This window comes from Pantoea endophytica (assembly GCF_002858935.1).
In the GTDB taxonomy this organism is placed as follows: domain Bacteria; phylum Pseudomonadota; class Gammaproteobacteria; order Enterobacterales; family Enterobacteriaceae; genus Pantoea; species Pantoea leporis.
Map to the genome: position 1 here is coordinate 187,872 of NZ_PJRT01000009.1, position 19,218 is coordinate 207,089.

The following is a 19,218-nucleotide window of genomic DNA, read 5'->3' on the forward strand; positions in this document are numbered from 1 at the left end:
AAAAAATTTCATTCTCTCGTCGATTCAGATCAAAGTTGGCCAAAAAGAGGCCGCTTATTATGCAGCGCCTCGCGCCCCCAGCGGTTTGCGCGGGTGTAAAACACAAACAACATCTTCAACGCTGCTTCTGAGGAATTATGAGCAATACCACGCTGGCGAATCCCGCCCCGTTGGGCCTGATGGGATTCGGTATGACCACCATCCTGCTCAACTTACACAACACCGGCCTGTTTGCGATGGATGTGATCATCCTGGCGATGGGGATTTTCTACGGCGGCATCGCGCAAATTTTTGCCGGGCTGCTGGAATATAAGAAAGGCAACACCTTCGGGCTGACCGCCTTTACCTCTTACGGCAGCTTCTGGTTAACGTTGGTGGCAATTCTGCTGCTGCCGAAACTGGGGCTGGCAGAGGCGGCCGACGGCCACTTCCTTGGCGCGTATCTCGCGCTGTGGGGCGTGTTCACTGCATTCCTGTTTTTCGGCACGCTGAAGTCACCGAAAATGCTGCAGTTCATCTTCGCCAGCCTGACGCTGCTGTTTGCGCTGCTGGCTATCGGCCACCTGACCGACAACGCGGGGTTGCTGCGCGTTGCCGGCTGGATTGGCATTATTTGCGGTTCGAGTGCGTTCTATCTGGCGATGGGCGAAGTGCTGAACGAGAAGTTTGGTCGTACGGTATTGCCGATTGGCGAGTGACAAATGAATAGCGGAGCTGTTTGGCTCCGCTTTTTGCATTATGACGAGTGCAGCGACATATCTAACTGCGCATACTGCTGACGGCTATCGCGCCACAGCCAGATTCCCACCATAAAGCCAATTACCGCAAGCGCCAGCACATACCAGGCTGGCGCCATTGGCGTCAGGCTCATCATCAGCGTTACGCTAATCGGCGTCAAACCACCGAAAATCGCGTAAGCAACATTGTACGAAAATGAGATGCCGGTAAAGCGCACCGCCGCCGGGAATGCGCGCACCATCACAAACGGCACTACGCCGACGACCCCCACGCTCAGGCCCGCCAAACCGTACCAAACAAACAGCATTTCCGGCGTGCTACCTAACTGATGGAAGAAGTTCCAGCTGCCGATCGCCAGCAGTATTGAACCGACCATCAGCGAACGCGCCGCGCCGAAGCGATCCACCAGCCATCCGGCGATAACACAACCCAGCAGCAGCATAATGGTGGCGAAGCTGTTGGCCTGCAGACTGAGCGCGGCGGGAATGCCATGCTGTTTTTGCATCAGCGTCGGCGCCATCAAAATCACCACCACAATGCAGGCCGACAGAAGCCAGGTGAGCAGCATCGAAATTACGATGCCACGCTTATGGCTGGCGAAAATGGTTTGCAGCGGCATTTTTTCTGCCAGCGCTTTACGCTGCTGCATCTGCTGGAACACCGGGGTTTCATGCAGCCAGCGACGCAGATACATCGCCAGCAAGCCAAACACACCGCCGAGGAAGAAAGGAATGCGCCAGCCATGATCGCGCATCGCAGCCGGTGACAGCGTGGTGTTCAGCACCGTTGCCACCAGCGAACCGAGCAGAATCCCTGCGGTTAAGCCTGCGGTCAGCGTGCCGCAGGCAAAACCAATGCGTTTTTCAGGCACATGTTCGGCGACAAACACCCACGCGCCAGGCACTTCACCGCCAATAGCCGCGCCTTGCAGCACGCGCATTAGCAGCATCAATAACGGCGCAGCGATGCCAATGCTGGCATAAGTGGGCAATGCGCCCATCGCCAACGTCGGCAGCGCCATCAGCAGAATACTGAGGCTGAACATCTTCTTACGCCCCACTTTGTCACCAAAGTGCGCCATGATAATGCCGCCTAACGGACGCGCCAGATAACCCGCAGCAAAGATGGCGAAAGTCTGCACCTGACGCAACCATTCAGGAATGTCAGGCGGGAAGAACAGTTCGCCGATCACGGCGGCAAAGAAGACGAAGATAATGAAGTCGTAGAATTCCAGCGCCCCACCAAGGGCGGCCAGCGACAGGGTTTTGTAATCCTGCCCGTTGAGTCGGCGCGTTGCGTGCGTATCCATAATCCAGCGGTATCCAGAGGCAAAACAACTTATGTAAAGATTGAATTACTATACCGTAAATATTTTGCCACACCAGTGCCGCTGGATTTTATGCCTGAAAATGCCGATTTTTAGTCATTTGTCTCACGACGGGCGCTTTTGGGGCGAAAAGCTGCTACCACATCGGCATGAGTTTCCACATACGGCCCTTCCAGTAGCTGTAAACAATAAGGTACAGCGGCAAAAATCCCCGGCACCTTTACCGTTCCATCTTCCGCTTTCAGTCCTTCCAGCGTCTCTTTAATGGATTTTGGCTGGCCCGGCAGATTGAGGATCAGCGACTGCTTGCGGATCACGCCAACCTGGCGAGACAAAATAGCGGTCGGCACAAATTGCAGGCTAATTTGGCGCATCTGCTCGCCGAAGCCCGGCATTTCACGGTCGGCAACCGCCAATGTGGCATCTGGCGTCACATCACGCCGCGCCGGTCCGGTGCCGCCGGTGGTGAGGACCAAATTGCAGAACAGCTCATCGACCAGCTCGCAAATCGCCTGCTCAATCATTGGCTGCTCATCCGGTACCAGACGCGTTTCAATTTCAAACGGCGTAGCCAGCGCGGCGGTGAGCCAGCTCTCTAACGCCGGAATGCCCTGATCCTGATAGATGCCGTTAGCAGCACGATCGGAAACGGAAATTAATCCAATTCGTAAAGTATCCATAGAGTTATCGCTGTGGTTAGCTGCATGGCAGCAAATGACGTGAGTAGTTAGAAGGATAATACAAGAAGCGGGGGAAAAAACGTAAAACCGTGGCAGCGGTTGCCGCCACGGCCAATCACCTTACAGCAGCTCGGCGATCATCTTCTCAAGTTTGCCCTGATCGATGGCAAAGTTGCGGATACCTTCAGCCAGTTTGGTAACGGCCATTGGATCCTGGTTGTGCTGCCAGAAGAACTCAGCTTCGGTCATCTTCGCTGGACGCGCTTTCACTTCGCCGGTGTAGCTCAGCTTACGCTCAACGGTGCCTTCGCTCTCAGCCAGCTCTTTCAGCAGGCCCGGAGAGATGGTCAGACGGTCGCAGCCAGCCAGCTCAATGATTTCACCAACGTTACGGAAGCTTGCGCCCATTACCACGGTTTCATAACCGTGCTGCTTGTAGTAGCTGTAGATTTCAGCCACAGACACCACGCCTGGATCTTCGTGGGCTGCATACTCTTTCTTATCGGTGTTCTGCTTGTACCAGTCGAGGATACGGCCAACGAATGGAGAGATCAGGAACACGCCCGCTTCGGCACAGGCACGCGCCTGCGCGAAGGAGAACAGCAGCGTCAGGTTACAGTTGATACCTTCTTTTTCCAGCTGCTCAGCAGCACGAATGCCCTGCCAGGTTGACGCCAGTTTGATCAGGATACGGTCATTGCTGACGCCCGCATCGTTGTACAGTTTGATCAGGCTACGCGCTTTAGCGATGCTCGCTTCAGTGTCGTAAGAGAGGCGCGCATCGACTTCAGTCGAGATGCGACCAGGGATCAGTTTGAGAATTTCCAGACCAATGTTGACGGCCAGCTTGTCAGAAACCAGCGCCAGCTGATCTTCTTTGTTGCTGCTCTGCTGACGTGCCCAGGTAATGGCTTCGTCAATCAGTTTGCGGTATTCAGGGATTTGAGCGGCGTTGAGAATCAAAGAAGGGTTCGTGGTCGCGTCCTGCGGCTGGTAAAGTTTCATCGCCGCGATATCACCGGTGTCGGCGACCACAGTAGTCAGCTGACGCAAGGAAGTAAGTTTGTCCGTCATGGTTCTCTTTCTCTTAGGTTGACTGTCAGGGTGTAAAAGGCTGTTGCGATAATATCACGCACAAGTGACGGCGCAACACCACGAAGTGCCCTTTACGATAGCGCTAACAAATGGGAGCGATTTGCCGATCCATGCCGCTTTTTTGCTACACTCCTTGCGACATTTTCCCTTCAATTCCCTGATAAACCTGCGGGTCAAAGAGGACGTACACGATGCTGATGGTTATCTCACCAGCGAAGACACTGGACTATGAAAGCCCGCTGGCGACACAACGTTTTACCCAACCGGCGCTGTTAGAAAAATCACACCAATTAATTGACGTTGCGCGCGATCTTTCACCGGCGCAAATCAGCTCACTGATGGGCATTAGCGACAAGCTGGCGCACCTGAATGCCGATCGTTTTAACCAATGGCAGCCGCCCTTCTCGCTGGAGAATGCGCGTCAGGCGATCCTGGCGTTCAAAGGCGATGTGTATACCGGTTTGCAGGCCGAAACTTTTAGCGACGACGATTTTGACTTTGCCCAGCAGCATCTGCGCATGTTGTCGGGTCTTTACGGCCTGCTGCGCCCACTCGATTTGATGCAGCCTTATCGCCTGGAGATGGGCATTAAGCTGGCGAATCCGGCCGGGAAAGATCTCTACAGCTTTTGGGGCGATTTGCTGACTGAGAAGTTAAACGAGGCGATTGCTGAACAAGGCGACGATGTGCTGATCAATCTGGCATCTGATGAGTATTTCAAAGCCATCAAGCCGAAGAAACTCAACGCCGAACTGATCAAGCCGGTATTCCTGGATGAGAAGAATGGCAAATTTAAAGTCATCAGCTTCTACGCCAAGAAAGCGCGCGGTTTGATGAGCCGCTATGTGATTCAGAACCGCCTCACCAAGCCTGCGCAGTTGAAGAAGTTCGATGTGGATGGGTATTTCTTTGACGCGGCAGAAAGTAAAGATAACGAGCTGGTGTTTAAGCGCCGCGAGCAGAAATAGTTCAGCAAGCGCTGCAATGGATTGTGCTCGCTGCCCCCCTCCTCGGTCCTCCCCCATAAATGGGGGAGGAAGATGCTGCAATATGTGAGTTTGGAGGCTGCATGTGGCAGCGTCTCCTTCCCCCGCTAGCGGGGGAAGGCCGGGATGGGGGACAGCGAGCACTTACCCCAGTCAGCACTTACTTCAGCAAAAACGCCCGCAGCTCCGCGAAATCGCCTTTCAGGTTGTGCGACAGCAGCGGCAAATCGGCGCGCTCGGCCAGCTCTTTTGGCAGCGGCAGATCCTGACCCAGAATCTCATCCACGCTCTCTTTGAACTTCGCCGGATGCGCAGTCCCGAGGAACAGGCCATATTCGCCCTCCTGCAGGTTGTCGCGCAGCAAACGGTAAGCAATCGCCGCATGCGGTTCAGAGATATAGCCAATCTCTGCCAGCTCGCGCATGGTGGATTTGGTGGTTTCATCGGTTACCGCGCCGTACGCCAGATCGGTCAAACGCCAGGTTTTGCGGCGGAACAGCTCTTCCACGCGCGGCCAGTTGTTCGGCTGGCTGACATCCATGGCGTTCGACAGCGTTGCTACCGTGGCGTTTGGCTGCCATGCTCCGTTGCCGAGGAAACGCGGCACGGTATCGTTCGCGTTGGTCGCAGCGATAAAGCGCTTAATCGGCAGACCCAATGATTTCGCCAGCAGGCCAGCCGTTAAGTCACCGAAGTTACCGCTCGGCACCGACACCACCAGCTGATTGCGCTTCTCTTGTGGCAGCTGCGCTACCGCTTCGAAGTAGTAGCAAATCTGCGCCAGCAGACGGCTGATGTTGATGGAGTTCGCCGAGTTCAGGCCAATCGCCTTTTTCAGCTCTTCATCATCAAACGCCTGTTTCACCAACGCCTGACACGCATCGAAATCGCCTTCAACCGCGATGGTTTCGATGTTGCCGCCCAGCGTACAGAACAGTTTCTCCTGCAGCGGGCTGATTTTGCCCTGCGGATAGAGAATCACCACGCGCACGTTTTCCATGCCGTAGAAGGCATGCGCCACGGCGGCGCCGGTATCGCCGGACGTGGCAGTCAGAATGGTGATCTGCTCATCCGCACCGCTCACATAGGAAAGCATCTGCGCCATAAAGCGGCCGCCGAAGTCTTTGAACGCCAGCGTTGGACCGTGGAACAGCTCGAGGCAAGCCACATCATCGCTGACCTTCGCCACAGGCGCCGGGAAAGCAAAGGCGTTTTTCACGCGCTCGGCCAGCTGATGCGCCGCAATTTCATCGCCAATGTAGGCAGAGAGAATTTTGCTGCTGCGGCTGACGAAATCCATCTCCAGCATGGCATCGATATCGGTCAATTCGAATTCCGGCAGTTCGAGCGGGAAAAACAGCCCTTGCTGCGAGCCGAGGCCCTGTTTAACGGCCTGAGCAAAACTAACCTGCTCGTTGTGATCCTTAAGGTTGTAGAGTTTCATGCGTTATCCCAATTTACGTGCGCCAGCCGTATCAAGACGGCAGATGTGGACGAAACCTTCTTCATTCTGCAGATAGTGCTGGCTCAGCCAGTCCGCCATCCGCTGTGCCGTTGCCATCTCGTTGCAAACGGCGAAAAGTGTCGGGCCGGAACCCGAAATGCCGCACGCCAGCGCGCCAATATCCTGCGCTGCTTTACGCGCATCGGCGAAGCCTGGCAGCAGTTTGGTGCGATACGGCTCGGCGATGACATCCTGCATAAGTTTAGCCGCCAGCCCAGGTTGACGCGTATGACAGGCGTGAATAAAGCCCGCCAGCAGGCGGCCATGCTTAATGGCATCCTCTTTGCGGTACTGTGCCGGCAGAATGGCACGCGCTTCGGCGGTGGAGACTTTTATCCCCGGATACGCCATCACCCACAGCCATTCGTCAAAGCACGGCACGTCCTGACTGATGATGCCGTTCTCTTCAATCATCAGCTGCACGCCGCCAAGGAAGCAGGGCGCAACGTTATCAAAATGTACGCTGCCGGAAATACGCCCTTCCAGCTCGCCCATCAGCGCCAGCAGTTCGGTGTCTTTGAGCGGTTTGCCGCAGAATTCGTTCATCGCCATCAAACCGGCAACCACCGAACAAGCACTTGAGCCGAGTCCGGAACCAATCGGCATATTCTTTTCCAGCGTCATCGCCACCGGAACTTGCTTGCCAATCGCCTGGCAAAAACGCTCCCAGCACTGATAAACGATGTTCTCCTGCGGATTGGTCGGCAGTTTGCTGACAAAACGCCCGGAGTTCACCAGGCTAAAGCTGTCGGCGGCTTCCACGGAAACACAGTCCCCCAGCAAGGTGCCATCCACCGGCGAAACCGCCGCGCCAAGCACATCAAAGCCGACGCTGACGTTACCTATCGAGGCCGGTGCATAAATTTTTACCATCATCAAACTCCCAACTTCCACGACAGCGTACGCAGCAGGTCAGCAAATACGCCCGCTGCTGTGACATCATTCCCTGCACCATATCCACGCAGAACCAGCGGGATTGGCTGATAGTAGCGGCTGTAGAATGCCAGCGCATTCTCACCGTTCTTCACTTTGTACAGCGGATCGTTGCCGTCCACCGCGTCAATCTTCACTTTGCAGACGCCACCCTCTTCTATCGCGCCGACGAAGCGTAATACTTTACCTTCGTCACGCGCTTTGGCAACGCGCGCGGCAAAGGCGTTATCCAGCTCCGGCAGACATTGCATAAACTGCTCAACGTCGGCGATCTCCGTCAGGCTGGCGGGCAGCAGCGGTTCGATATCGATATCGCTAAGCTCCAGCTGATGCCCCGCTTCACGCGCCAGAATCAGCAGCTTACGCGCCACATCGGTGCCAGAAAGATCGTCACGCGGATCCGGCTCGGTAAAGCCCATCTCACGCGCCATTTTGGTCGCTTCCGACAGCGAAACGCCCTCATCAAGCTTGCCGAAGATAAAGGAGAGCGAGCCAGAGAGAATACCGGAGAACTTGATCAGTTCATCCCCGGCATTCATCAGGTTTTGCAGGTTTTCGATCACCGGCAAACCGGCACCAACGTTGGTGTCGTACAGGAACTTACGGCGCGATTTTGCTGCCGCTGCACGCATCTGCTGGTAATAATTCCACGACGACGTGTTGGCCTTTTTGTTCGGCGTGACGACATGGAAACCTTCGGCGAGGAAATCGGCATATTGATCGGCAACCGCCTGGCTGGAGGTACAATCGACGATCACCGGGTTTAGCAGATGATACTCTTTCACCAAACGCATCAGGCGACCAAGATTGAATGGCTCTTTGGCTTCGTTCAGTTCTGCCTTCCAGTTGCTGAGATCGATACCGTGTACGTTGGTCAACAGCGCCCGCGAGTTAGCGATGCCGCACACGCGCAGATCGATATGCTTCTGTTTCAGCCATGTCTGCTGACGATGCAGCTGATCCAGCAACGCTGCGCCCACACCGCCAACGCCGACCACGAACACTTCAATGACCTGATCGGTAGCGAACAGCATCTGATGCACCACACGCACGCCGGTGGTGACTTCATCGTTGCTCACTACCACCGAGATGGAACGCTCAGACGAGCCCTGCGCAATCGCCACGATATTGATGTTGGCTCGCGCCAGCGCCGAGAAGAATTTAGCCGAGATGCCGCGCAGCGTACGCATGCCATCACCGACCACCGAGATCACCGCCAGCTGTTCCAGCACGTCCAGCGGATCGAGTAAGCCATCTTTCAACTCCAGATAGAACTCCTCCTCCAGCACGCGACGCGCACGCGCCTGCTCGCTTTGCGGTACGCAGAAGCTGATGCTGTATTCCGAAGAGGATTGGGTGATCAGTACCACGGAGATGCCGGTGCGTGACATTGCGGCGAAAACGCGCGCCGCCATGCCGACCATGCCTTTCATGCCCGGACCTGACACGTTGAACATCGCCATGTTATTCAGGTTAGTAATGCCTTTCACCGGATTCTCATCCAGCTCGCCTTCGCCACCAATTAAGGTGCCCGGCGCTTGCGGGTTAGCGGTGTTTTTGATCAGGCAAGGAATCTGGAACTGGGCGATGGGCGCGATGGTACGCGGGTGCAAGACTTTGGCGCCGAAGTAGGAGAGCTCCATTGCTTCCTGATACGACATCGATTTCAGTAAGCGCGCATCAGGCACCTGACGCGGGTCGCAGGTATACACACCGTCAACATCGGTCCAGATTTCACAGCAATCAGCGCGCAAACACGCAGCCAACACGGCAGCGGAGTAGTCAGAACCGTTGCGGCCCAGCACCACCAGTTCGCCCTTCTCATTACCGGCGGTGAAACCGGCCATCAGGATAAAGTGATCGGCAGGGATCTGGCTGGCGGCGATGCGACGCGTGGATTCGGCGATATCAACGGTGGATTCAAGGTAATGACCAATCGCCAGCAACTTCTCCACCGGATCGATAACGGTAACTTTGTGGCCGCGCGCCTGCAGCAGCGCTTCCATAATAGCAATCGACAGCTTTTCGCCACGGCAGATGATGGCGGCATTCACAGCGTCCGGGCATTGGCCCAGCAGGCTGATGCCGTGCAGCACTTGTTTCAGCTGTGCAAATTCCAGTTCAACGCGGGTTTTCAGTCCGTCATAATCAAAGCCCGGCTGCGCATCACGCAAGCCTTGCAACAGATCGGCAAAAATACGTTCGGCATCGCTGATATTCGGCAACGTGTCCAGGCCGCTGATGGTTTTCTCAATCATCGCCACCAGATGATTGGTAATTTTTGCTGGTGCAGAGAGTACGGTCGCAACCTGTCCCTGTTGTGCATTGCTTTCCAGAATATCCGCCACACGGAGAAAACGTTCCGCATTGGCTACTGAGGTTCCGCCGAATTTCAGCACTCGCATATTTGAAGCTCTCCTGAATTTTTGCCGAAAAAAAAGCCCGCACTGTTTAGGTGCGGGCTTTTTTCTTTGTTTTTCCTGTATGCGTCAGCCCGCACCGTTACCTGTGGTAATGGTGGTGGTAATAATAATTGTGGTGTTCAGGCTGAGTTTACGCATTTAGATTTTTTTCTGTCTGTCTTTGTCTTGTCCGTCTGCCTTCCAGAAGTAAAGCAAAGCGCACGTTAAGTCAACGAATTTGTCTTAGCCGCGCCGTCCCTGGCGTTGCGCAGTGCTGCGCTTGCTGAGGCAAAAATTATCGCGATCGTTCAGGAGATGCGGCGGATTGCCGCATCAGTCACTAGCATCTCAGGATTTATCCGAGCAATTATCTATAAGTTTTTTTTCTACGTCGTGTAACAAACGATGCAGCATGGCGCTGTCACGCTGTTCCAGCAGGCCGATGCGCTGATCGATCCAGTCCGCCATTTTGACGTCATCACTCACATCCAGCTTGACCAGCAACTGATGAAAGCGCTGGCGCAATGCCTGCAACTGCTGCTCATTCGCCACTTCTGCGGTCTCAGCCGCAATCTGATTGAGCGCCGACAGCTGATAGCAATACACCATCACTGCCTGACCGAGATTCAGCGACGGATAATCATTGGCCATCGGAATGCCGGTTAACAGATCGACCTGCTCCAGCTCTTCATTGGTTAAGCCGCTGTCTTCACGGCCAAACACCAACGCGATGCGGCTCAGCCATTGGCGCTTCTCCTGCAGGATGTTTTCAACCTGGCTGGGCGTAGCGTAATAACGGAATTTCGCGCGGCTACGTGCGGTGGTCGCTACGGAAAAATCGACATCCTTGAGCGCCTCGCTCAGCGTGGCGTAGGTTTTGACGTTATCGAGGATCTCACCGGCGCCGTGCGCCACTCGACGTGCTGCGGGATCTTGCCAGGCATCGCTGGCGACAATGCGCAGCTCGCTAAATCCCATGGTTTTCATAGCGCGAGCAGCCGCACCGATATTTTCCGGACGAGCGGGAGAGACAAGGATTAAGGGGAAATGCATGATTTTTCCATCGAACTGTTAACAACTCGCATTATGTTGGCATGCAGGAGAGAAAATACCAACTGCGGCTAGAGGAGAAAATAAGATGTTAACGATGTTAAAAGAGGGATAAATCCAGCTGTAGTGGAAATTAGCGGGCATAAGCAAAATTATCGGACCTATTGAATATAAAACCCTTTTCTTTCATATCATTGAAATATAATTTCCTGCGTGTTTTAGTTTTGGTTTTATAAGGACGAAATGTAGCAAAAATGCTGCATTTTGTGAGCTAAACTAGCAATCCTGGAGAAGTTTTTCATAAAAGTGTTAACGTGCTACACTTGCATTTGATATAAGTCAACGAAGCGTTGTTTTTATGCTTATCGGTTGTTGTTGGTGCTGTTAGGTTGCTGTTAATACGGTTAGGATGAGCGCCTGTCCGAGATCCTCGGGGCGTGCAAATATCCATCCTGACTGGCTGAGCTAACACTGAAGTTGACGTAGATGGATGGTGTATTCCGAAGATTATTTCGTATACCGGTTGCAGCACATTAGCGTAACCGACGTACGCCCTGTTTTCGATTTGTTGGCAAATTTTAGGTAGCGAAACATGCAGACCCCGCACATTCTTATCGTTGAAGACGAACTGGTCACGCGTAACACCCTCAAAAGTATCTTTGAGGCAGAAGGTTACGTGGTCTATGAAGCCACCGACGGCGCCGAGATGCATCAGGTTTTGACGGAAAATGACGTCAATCTGGTGATTATGGATATCAACCTGCCAGGTAAAAACGGTTTGCTGTTGGCGCGCGAATTGCGTGAGCAAGCAAACGTCGCGCTGATGTTCCTTACCGGCCGTGATAATGAAGTGGATAAAATCCTCGGTCTGGAAATCGGTGCCGATGATTACATCACCAAACCGTTCAACCCGCGTGAGTTGACGATTCGTGCACGCAATTTGCTGTCGCGCACCATGAATCTGGCGATGCCAAGTGAAGAACGCCGTACCGTTGAAAGCTATCGCTTCAACGGTTGGGAGCTGGATATCAACAGCCGCTCACTGATCAGTCCGAACGGCGACCAGTACAAGCTGCCGCGCAGTGAATTCCGCGCCATGCTGCACTTCTGTGAAAACCCTGGCAAAATCCAGACGCGTGGTGACTTGCTGAAGAAGATGACCGGCCGCGAGCTGAAGCCGCATGACCGTACCGTGGATGTCACCATCCGCCGCATCCGTAAGCATTTCGAATCCACGCCAGACACGCCAGAAATCATCGCCACCATTCACGGCGAAGGTTACCGCTTCTGCGGCGAACTGCAGGATTAAGCGTTGAAAGAAAAAACGCCCGTGAGGGCGTTTTTTTATGCCTGCATTAATGCCACGGCATAATCGGCACGGCGCTCAGCGCATTCTTCGGCGATCCATCCACCACCTTGTCGGAATAGCTTAGGTACACCAGCGCATGACGTTTCTGGTCAAAGAAGCGCACCACCTGCAGCTTCTTAAACACCAATGATGTGCGTTTTTTGAACACCACTTCACCTTGCGCCTTGCCTTGTGCGATTTTCTCGCTAAGCTCTACCGGTCCCACCTGTTGACAGGAGATGGCCGCGTCGGACGTGTCTTCCGCCAAACCTAATCCCCCTTTAATACCGCCGGTTTTTGCCCGGCTGATATAACAGGTTACATTTTTTACGTCGGGGTCATCGAAGGCTTCTACCACGATCTTATGATCGGGGCCAAATATCTTGAATACCGTGTCAACTGAGCCGATCTCTTCGGCCTGAACGCCAGCACTGAATACATATGTTGCCAACGTGATTATAAGAATACGAGCTATTGTCATTGAGTTACCATTGCCAATCGAATAGATGAGAATGTAATGTACTGTCAATCGAACAGAGAACCAAACCTAAAAGGGTTTTAACCCGCTTTGACTTAGCACACTCGATTAGCAAACCGCCCCCACGCTTTTGTGCATTTCGTGCTATTATTCGACGACTTCATAGTTGCGCCACCAGAGAGTTATGAGGATGTTTTATGGACCAAGCCGGTATCATTCGCGATTTGCTTGTCTGGCTGGAGAGCCATCTGGATCAACCGCTTTCATTAGATAACGTTGCGCAGAAAGCAGGCTACTCCAAGTGGCATCTACAGCGGATGTTCAAGGAAGTAACCAGCCACGCGATTGGTGCGTACATTCGCGCGCGTAGGCTGTCGAAAGCCGCGGTGGCGCTTCGCCTGACCAGCCGCCCCATCCTCGACATCGCGTTACAATATCGCTTCGATTCGCAGCAGACCTTTACCCGTGCGTTTAAAAAGCAATTCAACCAAACGCCTGCCTGGTATCGTCGCTCATCGGAGTGGAACTCGTTTGGCATTCGCCCGCCAATTCGTCTCGACGATAACAGCATGCCGGAAGCGCAGTTTGTCACGCTGCCAGAAACGGTGCTGGTCGGCCAGACGCAGAGTTACTCCTGTACGCTGGAGCAGATTTCCAGCTACCGCGATGAGATGCGCCTGCATTTCTGGAAGCAGTTCCTGCTGGAAACCGACACGGTGCCGCCGGTGCTGTATGGCTTGCATCAGGTGCGCGCCAGCCATGAAAAAGATGATGAGCAGGAGATTCTCTACACCACTGCGGTGCCTGCCGATCAGCTGGCAAAAAGCATGCAGTCGAATCAGAGTGTGATTGTGGAAGCCGGTGATTACGTGCAGTTCACCTACAACGGTGCGCGCAGCGCGCTGGGTGAATTTATCCTGCTGCTGTACGGCACTTGTATGCCAACGCTGGGATTAGTGCGTCGTCAGGGACAGGACATCGAGCGTTTCTACACGCACGGGGGTAAAAAACGTAGCGAGCCGCCAACGGAAATCCGCTGCGAATACCTGATTCCGATTCGCCAACAGAATAACTAATAAAAAAATGCCGTCATCACGACGGCATTTTTATTTTGGCTTAGCGTTGAAGCTCGTCTAACGCTGGCGCATCCAGATGCGACACATCGCCCGCCGTCTCAACCACCCAACCGGCCGCCAGCCACGCGCTCTGCTGATGATCCACGCGCGAGATCGAGCAATTCCGCAAACGCAAACGACGTTCCGCATGCGCAGGCAAACCGAGAATGGTACTGACCAACACGCCCAGCGCCATCCCGTGGCTGACAATCAGCGGACGGCTACCGGCAGGCAGCTCCAGCAGCGCATTCAGCGCTTCGTGCATCCGCGTCGCCATCTCAGCCATCGATTCGCCACCCGGAATACGTCCAGCAGTGGTGCCATCCACCAGCGTTTTCCGCCAGTGTTCCTCTTCTTCGGTTAAGCCATCAAGTGGACGTTGTTCCAGGCAGCCCATATTGAGCTCGCGCAGACGCGCATCAAGCGTCACGGTGCAGCCACACGCATCGGCGATAATCTCTGCCGTACGCCGCGTCCGTCCCAAATCGCTGGCAATCACATGGGTAATGCCCAGCGATTTCACTCGCTCGCCCACTTGCTGAGCCTGCTGCTCACCTTTTTCCGTTAACGGGCTGTCAGACTGCCCCTGAATGCGCCGAGCCGCATTCCATACCGTTTCACCGTGACGAACAAGATAGACCTGTAGCATGCTTAATTTCCGTTATACTGCGACAAATTTGCCTCGAGGGTTCAAACAATTATGTACCATGTTGTCGCAGCCACCATCAACCCGGCAAAAATTCGCGCGATTGCTCAGGCGTTCAACGACGTTTTCGGCGAAGGATCCTGCCACATCGAAGGGGTTGAGGTCGAGAGCGGCGTCGCAGCCCAGCCACTTAGTGATGTTGAAACGCGAACTGGCGCACGTCAGCGGGTAGAGAACGCGCGTCAAACGCGTCCACGGGCCGATTACTGGGTGGCGATCGAAGCGGGAATCGAAGGCGATTGCGCCTTTGCCTGGATGGTGATTGAAAACGCGCAGCAGCGCGGAGAATCACGTTCGGCCAGCTTTACGCTGCCGCCGATTGTCGTGGCAGGCTTGGCTGCCGGGCATGAACTGGGTGATGAGATGGCACGCTTAACCGGCGTGGAGAATATCAAACACAAAGGTGGCGCGATTGGTGCCCTCACCCACGGCCTGCTGAGCCGCTCCAGCGTCTACCATCAGGCGTTGATTCTGGCGCTGTGTCCGTTCACCCATCCGCTCTACAGCCAGCGTTAACCGCGGCCAAGACGCGCTTCCAGCCAGCGTTTTAGCTCTGGCGGCGCCTCTTTCAGACTATTAGACCCGCGCGTAATGGTGGCGATGCCGACGCCCAACTCATTCTTCAGTTCACGCTGGCTCATATCGCCGTTCATCAGCTCTTCAATAATGCGCAAACGCGTCCCGTAGGATTCACGTTCATCCGGCGTCATCATCAGTTGTAATAACGGCAGCGCCACGCCATCGGCAAAGGCATTTTGCATCAGTTCGATAAATCGCAGCCAGTTATCTTCAACAGGCTGAGCCGATTCCGGCTGGGAAGAAAGGGGTTGGCTCATGAAGGGCTTCCGTACTCATTAACGAGTACGGAAGCATAGCACAGTCAATACTGGCGATTCCACTCACTGTCGGCGAGAATCTTGTCCGGCTTGCCCATGAAGTAGCGGTAATAGGCATCGTAGGCCAGCACGTTTTTCACGTAGCCACGCGTTTCGGAGAACGGGATGGTTTCGATAAACGCCACTGCATCCAGATTACCACCGCTGGTTTTCTGCCAGCTGCGCACGCGTCCCGGACCGGCGTTATAGGCGGCCGAAGAGAAGATGCGGTTCTGACCAAACTGCTGATAGACATACTCCAGATACTGCGTACCGATCTGAATATTGGTCTGCGGATCCAGCAGCTGGCTGCTGTTCACATAGCCGGGAATGTTATACATCTTCACGGTATGCGTCGCCGTAGCGGGCATCACCTGCATCAATCCGCTGGCGCCCACCGGTGAACGCGCTTTCGGGTTCCACGCGCTCTCCTGACGTGAAATCGCCATCGCATAACTCTGCGGAATGCCTTTGTCGCTGGTGTATTGCTGGTAAAGGTTTTGCCATGCCAGCGGGAAGCGCTCTTTCAGGCTATCCCACATTTTCGCGGTGATGGTGGCCTGCACGCTGAGATCCCACCAATCCTGCTCGTTAGCGTAACGCGCCAGCATCTGCTGCTGCGAACGGGTTTTGCTGGAGATCAGATTGGCCCACTCGCTGCGTGCCAGGTTATCCAGCCCCCAATACATCAGCTCACGCACGCGCGCCATTTCCGCACCTTGCGTCACGCTGCTGTCGGCTGCCGGAGCTTTGTCGACCTGCAACGGATACTCCACGCCCAAACGCTGCGCCGCGACCATCGGATAGAAACCGCGCGCCTGCATCAGCTTCCGCAGAATATCGTTGGCTTCCTCTTTACGGCCCTGCGAAATCAGCAGATCCGCCTGCCAGTATTGCCACTCATCTTTCTCTTTGGCTTCCACCGGCAAACGCGCGATCCAGGTATTGAGACCACGACGATCGTTCTGGCTCAGCGCCAGGCGTACGCGGCGCTCCACCAGCGCGGTAGATTCGCTGTTCATCACCACCGCATCACGCCAGCGCGCCTGCTCGCTGGTGAGATCCGCGCCCATCATGCGCCACACCACGGTCTCTTTCAGATTCTGCTCATCGGCCTGGCTCATCTTCTGCGCCTGCACCAGCTGCGGGATCATCATGCGCGCGTTATCCATATCCTCACGCGCCACGCGGGCGAAGGCGTAGCTGGTCGCCATGCGGGTGAAATCGGTGGGTCCCATGCTGCTGGCAAAGGTGGTGACGGTTTGCGGATTCTGCTGCAGCGCAATCAGCCCGCTGGCGGTGGTTTGATAATCCGCCGGCAGCATTTTCGCCAGATAGTTCACCAGGCTGTCGTTACCGGCTTTCATCGCCAGACGAATACGCTCGAGAATGGTGATCGGCGAGAGTTGCCCGCTGGCTTGCCATACCGAAAACAGCTTGTCGCAGTCGTTCGGTAACGCGGTGCCGCGCAGCCAAATCTCTTTCGCACCGGCAAACGCCGCCTGCTGCTGGCCGGTCGCCCACTTAGCGTAGTACCAGTTACAGCGCGCCTGCACCGGTTTCGGTTCATCCGGGCTGAAGCTGAGTACGCCCTGCCAATCCTGACGGTTCGCCAGCACATTCACAAAGCGCGTTGAGAGCGAGCGCGCCGGCGGCAGCGTAGGATACTGTTGAATAAAGTTCTTCACCGCCAGCGGTGTCTCTTGATCGAGATCCTGCGCCAGCAGGCGATATTGCAGATACGGGTAGAGCGGATAATCCTGCAGCGTCGGCATCAGCTGCGTCACCTGGTCCATCTGTTTGTTATCCCAGGCTTGCTTGATTTGCGCATAGCGCTGTCGCTGCTGATCCAGCGAATCGGCCCATACGCTGCTGGCCGTGCTGGCCAGACAGATCCCTAGCATCCAGTAACGCCACTTCTCCATTACGCTCTCCTCTCAGTGCTGCGATCCAGCTCATGCCAGACTTCTTTCATGCTAACCAGGCCAACCGTCTCTTGCCATGTTCTTCACAAAATTTACGCTCGCGCACCGCCGTTGCGCAGCGTTTGCGCCGCCGTTGTGCAATTTATCATCAGAAAAACGTATTACACATCAATTAACTACCCGGTTTCATCGGCTTACAAAAATGGCACGCGCTTTGCTCTGTTGAATTCCATCTTGTATACCAGTTGGAATTCACTCATGGCATCGACCTTTGGCTTTACGCTCCAGGATTGGCAACGCAGTTACCAACAGGATCCACAACAGATTACCGCCTTGCTGGCGGCTCATCTCGACGCCCTCGACGCGCAGGATAACGCGTGGCTCTATCTTGCCACGCCCGCGCAGTTGCAGGCACAGATTGAACCGCTGCTGGCGAGCTATCAGCGCAACCCGGCGGCGCTGCCGCTGTTTGGCGTGCCGTTTGCGGTAAAAGATAATATTGATGTCGCCGGCTGGCCGACCAGCGCCGCCTGCCCGGCCTTCACCTACACCGCCGAAGCCGATGCCTTTGTTGTCGCGCAGCTCAAAGCAGCAGGCGCGGTGGTGATTGGCAAAACCAACCTCGACCAATACGCCACCGGCTTAGTCGGCACGCGTTCGCCGTTTGGTGCCGTGAGCAACACCTTCAATCCTGATTACGTCAGCGGCGGTTCCAGCTCCGGTTCTGCGTCGGTGCTGGCGCGCGGTCTGGTGGGCTTCTCACTCGGCACCGACACCGCCGGTTCGGGCCGCGTGCCCGCCGGTTTTAACAACATTGTCGGCCTCAAGCCGACCAAAGGTTGGTTCTCTGCCAGCGGCGTGGTGCCCGCTTGCCGCCTCAATGACACCATTTCCGTGTTCGCGTTAACGGTCGAAGATGCCTTCGCGGTGGCTACCGCAGCGGGCGGCTATGACGCGGGCGATGCCTATTCGCGCAGCAATCCGCACACCGCGCCAGCCAGCTTCAAAGCGCAGCCCGATTTCGCCATTCCCGCCACGCCTGAATTCTTCGGCGACAAGCAAGCCGAAGCGGCCTGGCTGGCGGCGCTGGAGCAATTGCAGGCCGGCGGCGCCACGCTGCATCCGATCGATTTTTCCCTGTTCCATCAACTCGCCGAGCAGCTCTATTACGGTCCGTGGGTCGCCGAGCGCACCGTGGCGGTGGGCGAGATGATCAACCGCCCGGAAGAGATGGATCCGGTGGTATACGGCATCGTCAACAGCGGCCTGAAATACACCGCAGTCGAAGCCTATCAGGCGGAATACTTGCGCGCCGAACTGACGCGCCAGATTCAGCAAACGCTGACGCAGTTCGATGCGCTGGTGGTGCCCACCTCGCCAACCATCCATACGCTGGACGAAATGCAGCAGGAGCCGGTGAATTACAACTCGCAGTTCGGCACCTACACCAACTTCACCAACCTGGCCGATCTCAGCGCGCTGGCGCTGCCTGCGCCGTTCCGCGCCGATGGTTTGCCTGCCGGCATCACGCTGATTGCGCCTGCGTGGCACGATCGCGCGCTGGCTGGTTTTGGCCTGCGCTGGCAGCAGCAGATGGCGCTGCCGCTCGGTGCCACCGGCAAGGCGCAGCCTGCTCAGCAAGGCGCATTGCCGGTTTCCGCCGATCACGTCCGCGTGGCGGTGGTGGGTGCGCATCTCACCGGCATGCCGCTCAACTTCCAGCTCACCACGCGCCAGGCGGTGCTGGTCGAGGAGACGCAAACCGCCAGCCATTACCGTCTGTTCGCCCTGCTCGATGGCTCGATTAAGAAGCCGGGCCTGCTGCGTGGCGAGAGCGGTGCGGCGATCACCGTGGAACTGTGGGATATCCCGCTGGCGCGCTTTGGCGAGTTCGTGGCGGAAATCCCGGCCCCGCTCGGCATTGGCTCGCTGACGCTGGCCGACGGACGCATCGTAAAAGGCTTTATCTGTGAACCGGCGGTGCTGTCGCAGGCGCTGGAAATTACCGAATTTGGCGGCTGGCGCAACTGGCTGGCCTCTCTGGGGAGTAAATAAG

The 19,218-nt window shown here is 55.6% G+C and carries 18 protein-coding genes and 1 other annotated feature; of the genes, 6 read left to right on the top strand and 12 right to left on the bottom strand.

Features of this window, described 5'->3' with window-relative positions:
* The first annotated feature begins 137 nt into the window (after positions 1-137).
* Complete coding sequence (gene satP, locus PZBJ_RS08770) at positions 138-698, top strand: acetate uptake transporter (RefSeq protein ID WP_101762154.1); 561 nt, start codon at positions 138-140, stop codon at positions 696-698.
* 38 nt (positions 699-736) lie between these two features.
* Here the strand turns inward: satP and PZBJ_RS08775 are convergent, their stop codons facing one another.
* From PZBJ_RS08775 to tal, 3 genes are all read right to left on the bottom strand, one after another.
* Positions 737-2,047 (bottom strand): MFS transporter, encoded by a 1,311-nt coding sequence (locus tag PZBJ_RS08775; protein WP_101762155.1) that lies wholly within the window; start codon positions 2,045-2,047, stop codon positions 737-739.
* Positions 2,048-2,157: 110 nt separating this feature from the next.
* A complete protein-coding gene (gene mog, locus PZBJ_RS08780; RefSeq protein ID WP_101762156.1) occupies positions 2,158-2,745 on the bottom strand; it encodes a molybdopterin adenylyltransferase in 588 nt (195 codons plus the stop codon).
* Positions 2,746-2,865: 120 nt separating this feature from the next.
* A complete protein-coding gene (tal, locus tag PZBJ_RS08785) occupies positions 2,866-3,819 on the bottom strand; it encodes a transaldolase (RefSeq protein WP_101762157.1) in 954 nt (317 codons plus the stop codon).
* Between the two features lie 212 nt (positions 3,820-4,031).
* On the opposite strand from tal, the gene yaaA reads away from it, so the two are divergent.
* Positions 4,032-4,808 carry a peroxide stress protein YaaA gene (gene yaaA / locus PZBJ_RS08790; protein ID WP_101762158.1) on the top strand — a complete coding sequence of 259 codons (777 nt, stop codon included), beginning with the start codon at positions 4,032-4,034 and terminating at the stop codon, positions 4,806-4,808.
* A 178-nt stretch (positions 4,809-4,986) separates the two neighbouring features.
* Here yaaA and thrC read toward each other — a convergent pair whose 3' ends face one another.
* From thrC to PZBJ_RS08815, 5 genes are all read right to left on the bottom strand, one after another.
* Positions 4,987-6,270: a threonine synthase gene (gene thrC / locus PZBJ_RS08795; protein WP_008108676.1), complete on the bottom strand. Its 1,284-nt coding sequence runs from the start codon at positions 6,268-6,270 to the stop codon at positions 4,987-4,989.
* A 3-nt stretch (positions 6,271-6,273) separates the two neighbouring features.
* Positions 6,274-7,203 carry a homoserine kinase gene (gene thrB / locus PZBJ_RS08800; protein ID WP_101762369.1) on the bottom strand — a complete coding sequence of 310 codons (930 nt, stop codon included), beginning with the start codon at positions 7,201-7,203 and terminating at the stop codon, positions 6,274-6,276.
* A 2-nt stretch (positions 7,204-7,205) separates the two neighbouring features.
* A complete protein-coding gene (gene thrA, locus PZBJ_RS08805) occupies positions 7,206-9,668 on the bottom strand; it encodes a bifunctional aspartate kinase/homoserine dehydrogenase I (RefSeq protein ID WP_101762159.1) in 2,463 nt (820 codons plus the stop codon).
* A gap of 26 nt (positions 9,669-9,694) precedes the next feature.
* Positions 9,695-9,817, bottom strand: a sequence feature (Thr leader region).
* Entirely contained in the window at positions 9,753-9,824 is a 72-nt protein-coding gene (thrL, locus tag PZBJ_RS24510) for a thr operon leader peptide (protein WP_071531027.1), read from the bottom strand. (Overlaps the previous feature by 65 nt.)
* Positions 9,825-10,013: 189 nt before the next feature.
* Complete coding sequence (locus PZBJ_RS08815) at positions 10,014-10,718, bottom strand: tRNA/rRNA methyltransferase (protein ID WP_101762160.1); 705 nt, start codon at positions 10,716-10,718, stop codon at positions 10,014-10,016.
* 589 nt (positions 10,719-11,307) lie between these two features.
* On the opposite strand from PZBJ_RS08815, the gene arcA reads away from it, so the two are divergent.
* On the top strand, positions 11,308-12,024 hold the full coding sequence (gene arcA / locus PZBJ_RS08820) for a two-component system response regulator ArcA (protein WP_008108686.1): 717 nt from the start codon (positions 11,308-11,310) through the stop codon (positions 12,022-12,024).
* Between the two features lie 46 nt (positions 12,025-12,070).
* Here arcA and creA read toward each other — a convergent pair whose 3' ends face one another.
* Positions 12,071-12,544: a protein CreA gene (gene creA, locus PZBJ_RS08825; protein WP_101762161.1), complete on the bottom strand. Its 474-nt coding sequence runs from the start codon at positions 12,542-12,544 to the stop codon at positions 12,071-12,073.
* Positions 12,545-12,738: 194 nt separating this feature from the next.
* Here creA and robA point away from each other — a divergent pair, with 194 nt between their 5' ends.
* Positions 12,739-13,617, top strand: a complete 879-nt coding sequence (gene robA / locus PZBJ_RS08830; RefSeq protein ID WP_101762162.1) for an MDR efflux pump AcrAB transcriptional activator RobA — start codon at positions 12,739-12,741, stop codon at positions 13,615-13,617.
* A 40-nt stretch (positions 13,618-13,657) separates the two neighbouring features.
* Here robA and gpmB read toward each other — a convergent pair whose 3' ends face one another.
* On the bottom strand, positions 13,658-14,305 hold the full coding sequence (gpmB, locus tag PZBJ_RS08835) for a 2,3-diphosphoglycerate-dependent phosphoglycerate mutase GpmB (protein WP_101762163.1): 648 nt from the start codon (positions 14,303-14,305) through the stop codon (positions 13,658-13,660).
* A 51-nt stretch (positions 14,306-14,356) separates the two neighbouring features.
* On the opposite strand from gpmB, the gene yjjX reads away from it, so the two are divergent.
* Positions 14,357-14,878, top strand: a complete 522-nt coding sequence (gene yjjX, locus PZBJ_RS08840) for an inosine/xanthosine triphosphatase (RefSeq protein WP_101762164.1) — start codon at positions 14,357-14,359, stop codon at positions 14,876-14,878.
* Here the strand turns inward: yjjX and trpR are convergent.
* Entirely contained in the window at positions 14,875-15,198 is a 324-nt protein-coding gene (trpR, locus tag PZBJ_RS08845) for a trp operon repressor (RefSeq protein WP_101762165.1), read from the bottom strand. The genes yjjX and trpR overlap by 4 nt on opposite strands.
* Positions 15,199-15,242: 44 nt before the next feature.
* A complete protein-coding gene (gene sltY, locus PZBJ_RS08850; protein WP_101762166.1) occupies positions 15,243-17,162 on the bottom strand; it encodes a murein transglycosylase in 1,920 nt (639 codons plus the stop codon).
* Positions 17,163-17,420: 258 nt separating this feature from the next.
* Here sltY and atzF point away from each other — a divergent pair, with 258 nt between their 5' ends.
* Positions 17,421-19,217 carry an allophanate hydrolase gene (atzF, locus tag PZBJ_RS08855; protein ID WP_101762167.1) on the top strand — a complete coding sequence of 599 codons (1,797 nt, stop codon included), beginning with the start codon at positions 17,421-17,423 and terminating at the stop codon, positions 19,215-19,217.
* Position 19,218 lies beyond the last annotated feature (1 nt).

What these genes read in the sequence shown, in the direction of transcription:
- satP (WP_101762154.1), top strand. Translation starts at nt 138, where the DNA reads ATGAGCAATACCACGCTGGCGAATCCCGCCCCGTTGGGCCTGATGGGA.
- PZBJ_RS08775 (WP_101762155.1), bottom strand. Translation starts at nt 2,047, where the DNA reads ATGGATACGCACGCAACGCGCCGACTCAACGGGCAGGATTACAAAACC.
- mog (WP_101762156.1), bottom strand. Translation starts at nt 2,745, where the DNA reads ATGGATACTTTACGAATTGGATTAATTTCCGTTTCCGATCGTGCTGCT.
- tal (WP_101762157.1), bottom strand. Translation starts at nt 3,819, where the DNA reads ATGACGGACAAACTTACTTCCTTGCGTCAGCTGACTACTGTGGTCGCC.
- yaaA (WP_101762158.1), top strand. Translation starts at nt 4,032, where the DNA reads ATGCTGATGGTTATCTCACCAGCGAAGACACTGGACTATGAAAGCCCG.
- thrC (WP_008108676.1), bottom strand. Translation starts at nt 6,270, where the DNA reads ATGAAACTCTACAACCTTAAGGATCACAACGAGCAGGTTAGTTTTGCT.
- thrB (WP_101762369.1), bottom strand. Translation starts at nt 7,203, where the DNA reads ATGGTAAAAATTTATGCACCGGCCTCGATAGGTAACGTCAGCGTCGGC.
- thrA (WP_101762159.1), bottom strand. Translation starts at nt 9,668, where the DNA reads ATGCGAGTGCTGAAATTCGGCGGAACCTCAGTAGCCAATGCGGAACGT.
- PZBJ_RS08815 (WP_101762160.1), bottom strand. Translation starts at nt 10,718, where the DNA reads ATGCATTTCCCCTTAATCCTTGTCTCTCCCGCTCGTCCGGAAAATATC.
- arcA (WP_008108686.1), top strand. Translation starts at nt 11,308, where the DNA reads ATGCAGACCCCGCACATTCTTATCGTTGAAGACGAACTGGTCACGCGT.
- creA (WP_101762161.1), bottom strand. Translation starts at nt 12,544, where the DNA reads ATGACAATAGCTCGTATTCTTATAATCACGTTGGCAACATATGTATTC.
- robA (WP_101762162.1), top strand. Translation starts at nt 12,739, where the DNA reads ATGGACCAAGCCGGTATCATTCGCGATTTGCTTGTCTGGCTGGAGAGC.
- gpmB (WP_101762163.1), bottom strand. Translation starts at nt 14,305, where the DNA reads ATGCTACAGGTCTATCTTGTTCGTCACGGTGAAACGGTATGGAATGCG.
- yjjX (WP_101762164.1), top strand. Translation starts at nt 14,357, where the DNA reads ATGTACCATGTTGTCGCAGCCACCATCAACCCGGCAAAAATTCGCGCG.
- trpR (WP_101762165.1), bottom strand. Translation starts at nt 15,198, where the DNA reads ATGAGCCAACCCCTTTCTTCCCAGCCGGAATCGGCTCAGCCTGTTGAA.
- sltY (WP_101762166.1), bottom strand. Translation starts at nt 17,162, where the DNA reads ATGGAGAAGTGGCGTTACTGGATGCTAGGGATCTGTCTGGCCAGCACG.
- atzF (WP_101762167.1), top strand. Translation starts at nt 17,421, where the DNA reads ATGGCATCGACCTTTGGCTTTACGCTCCAGGATTGGCAACGCAGTTAC.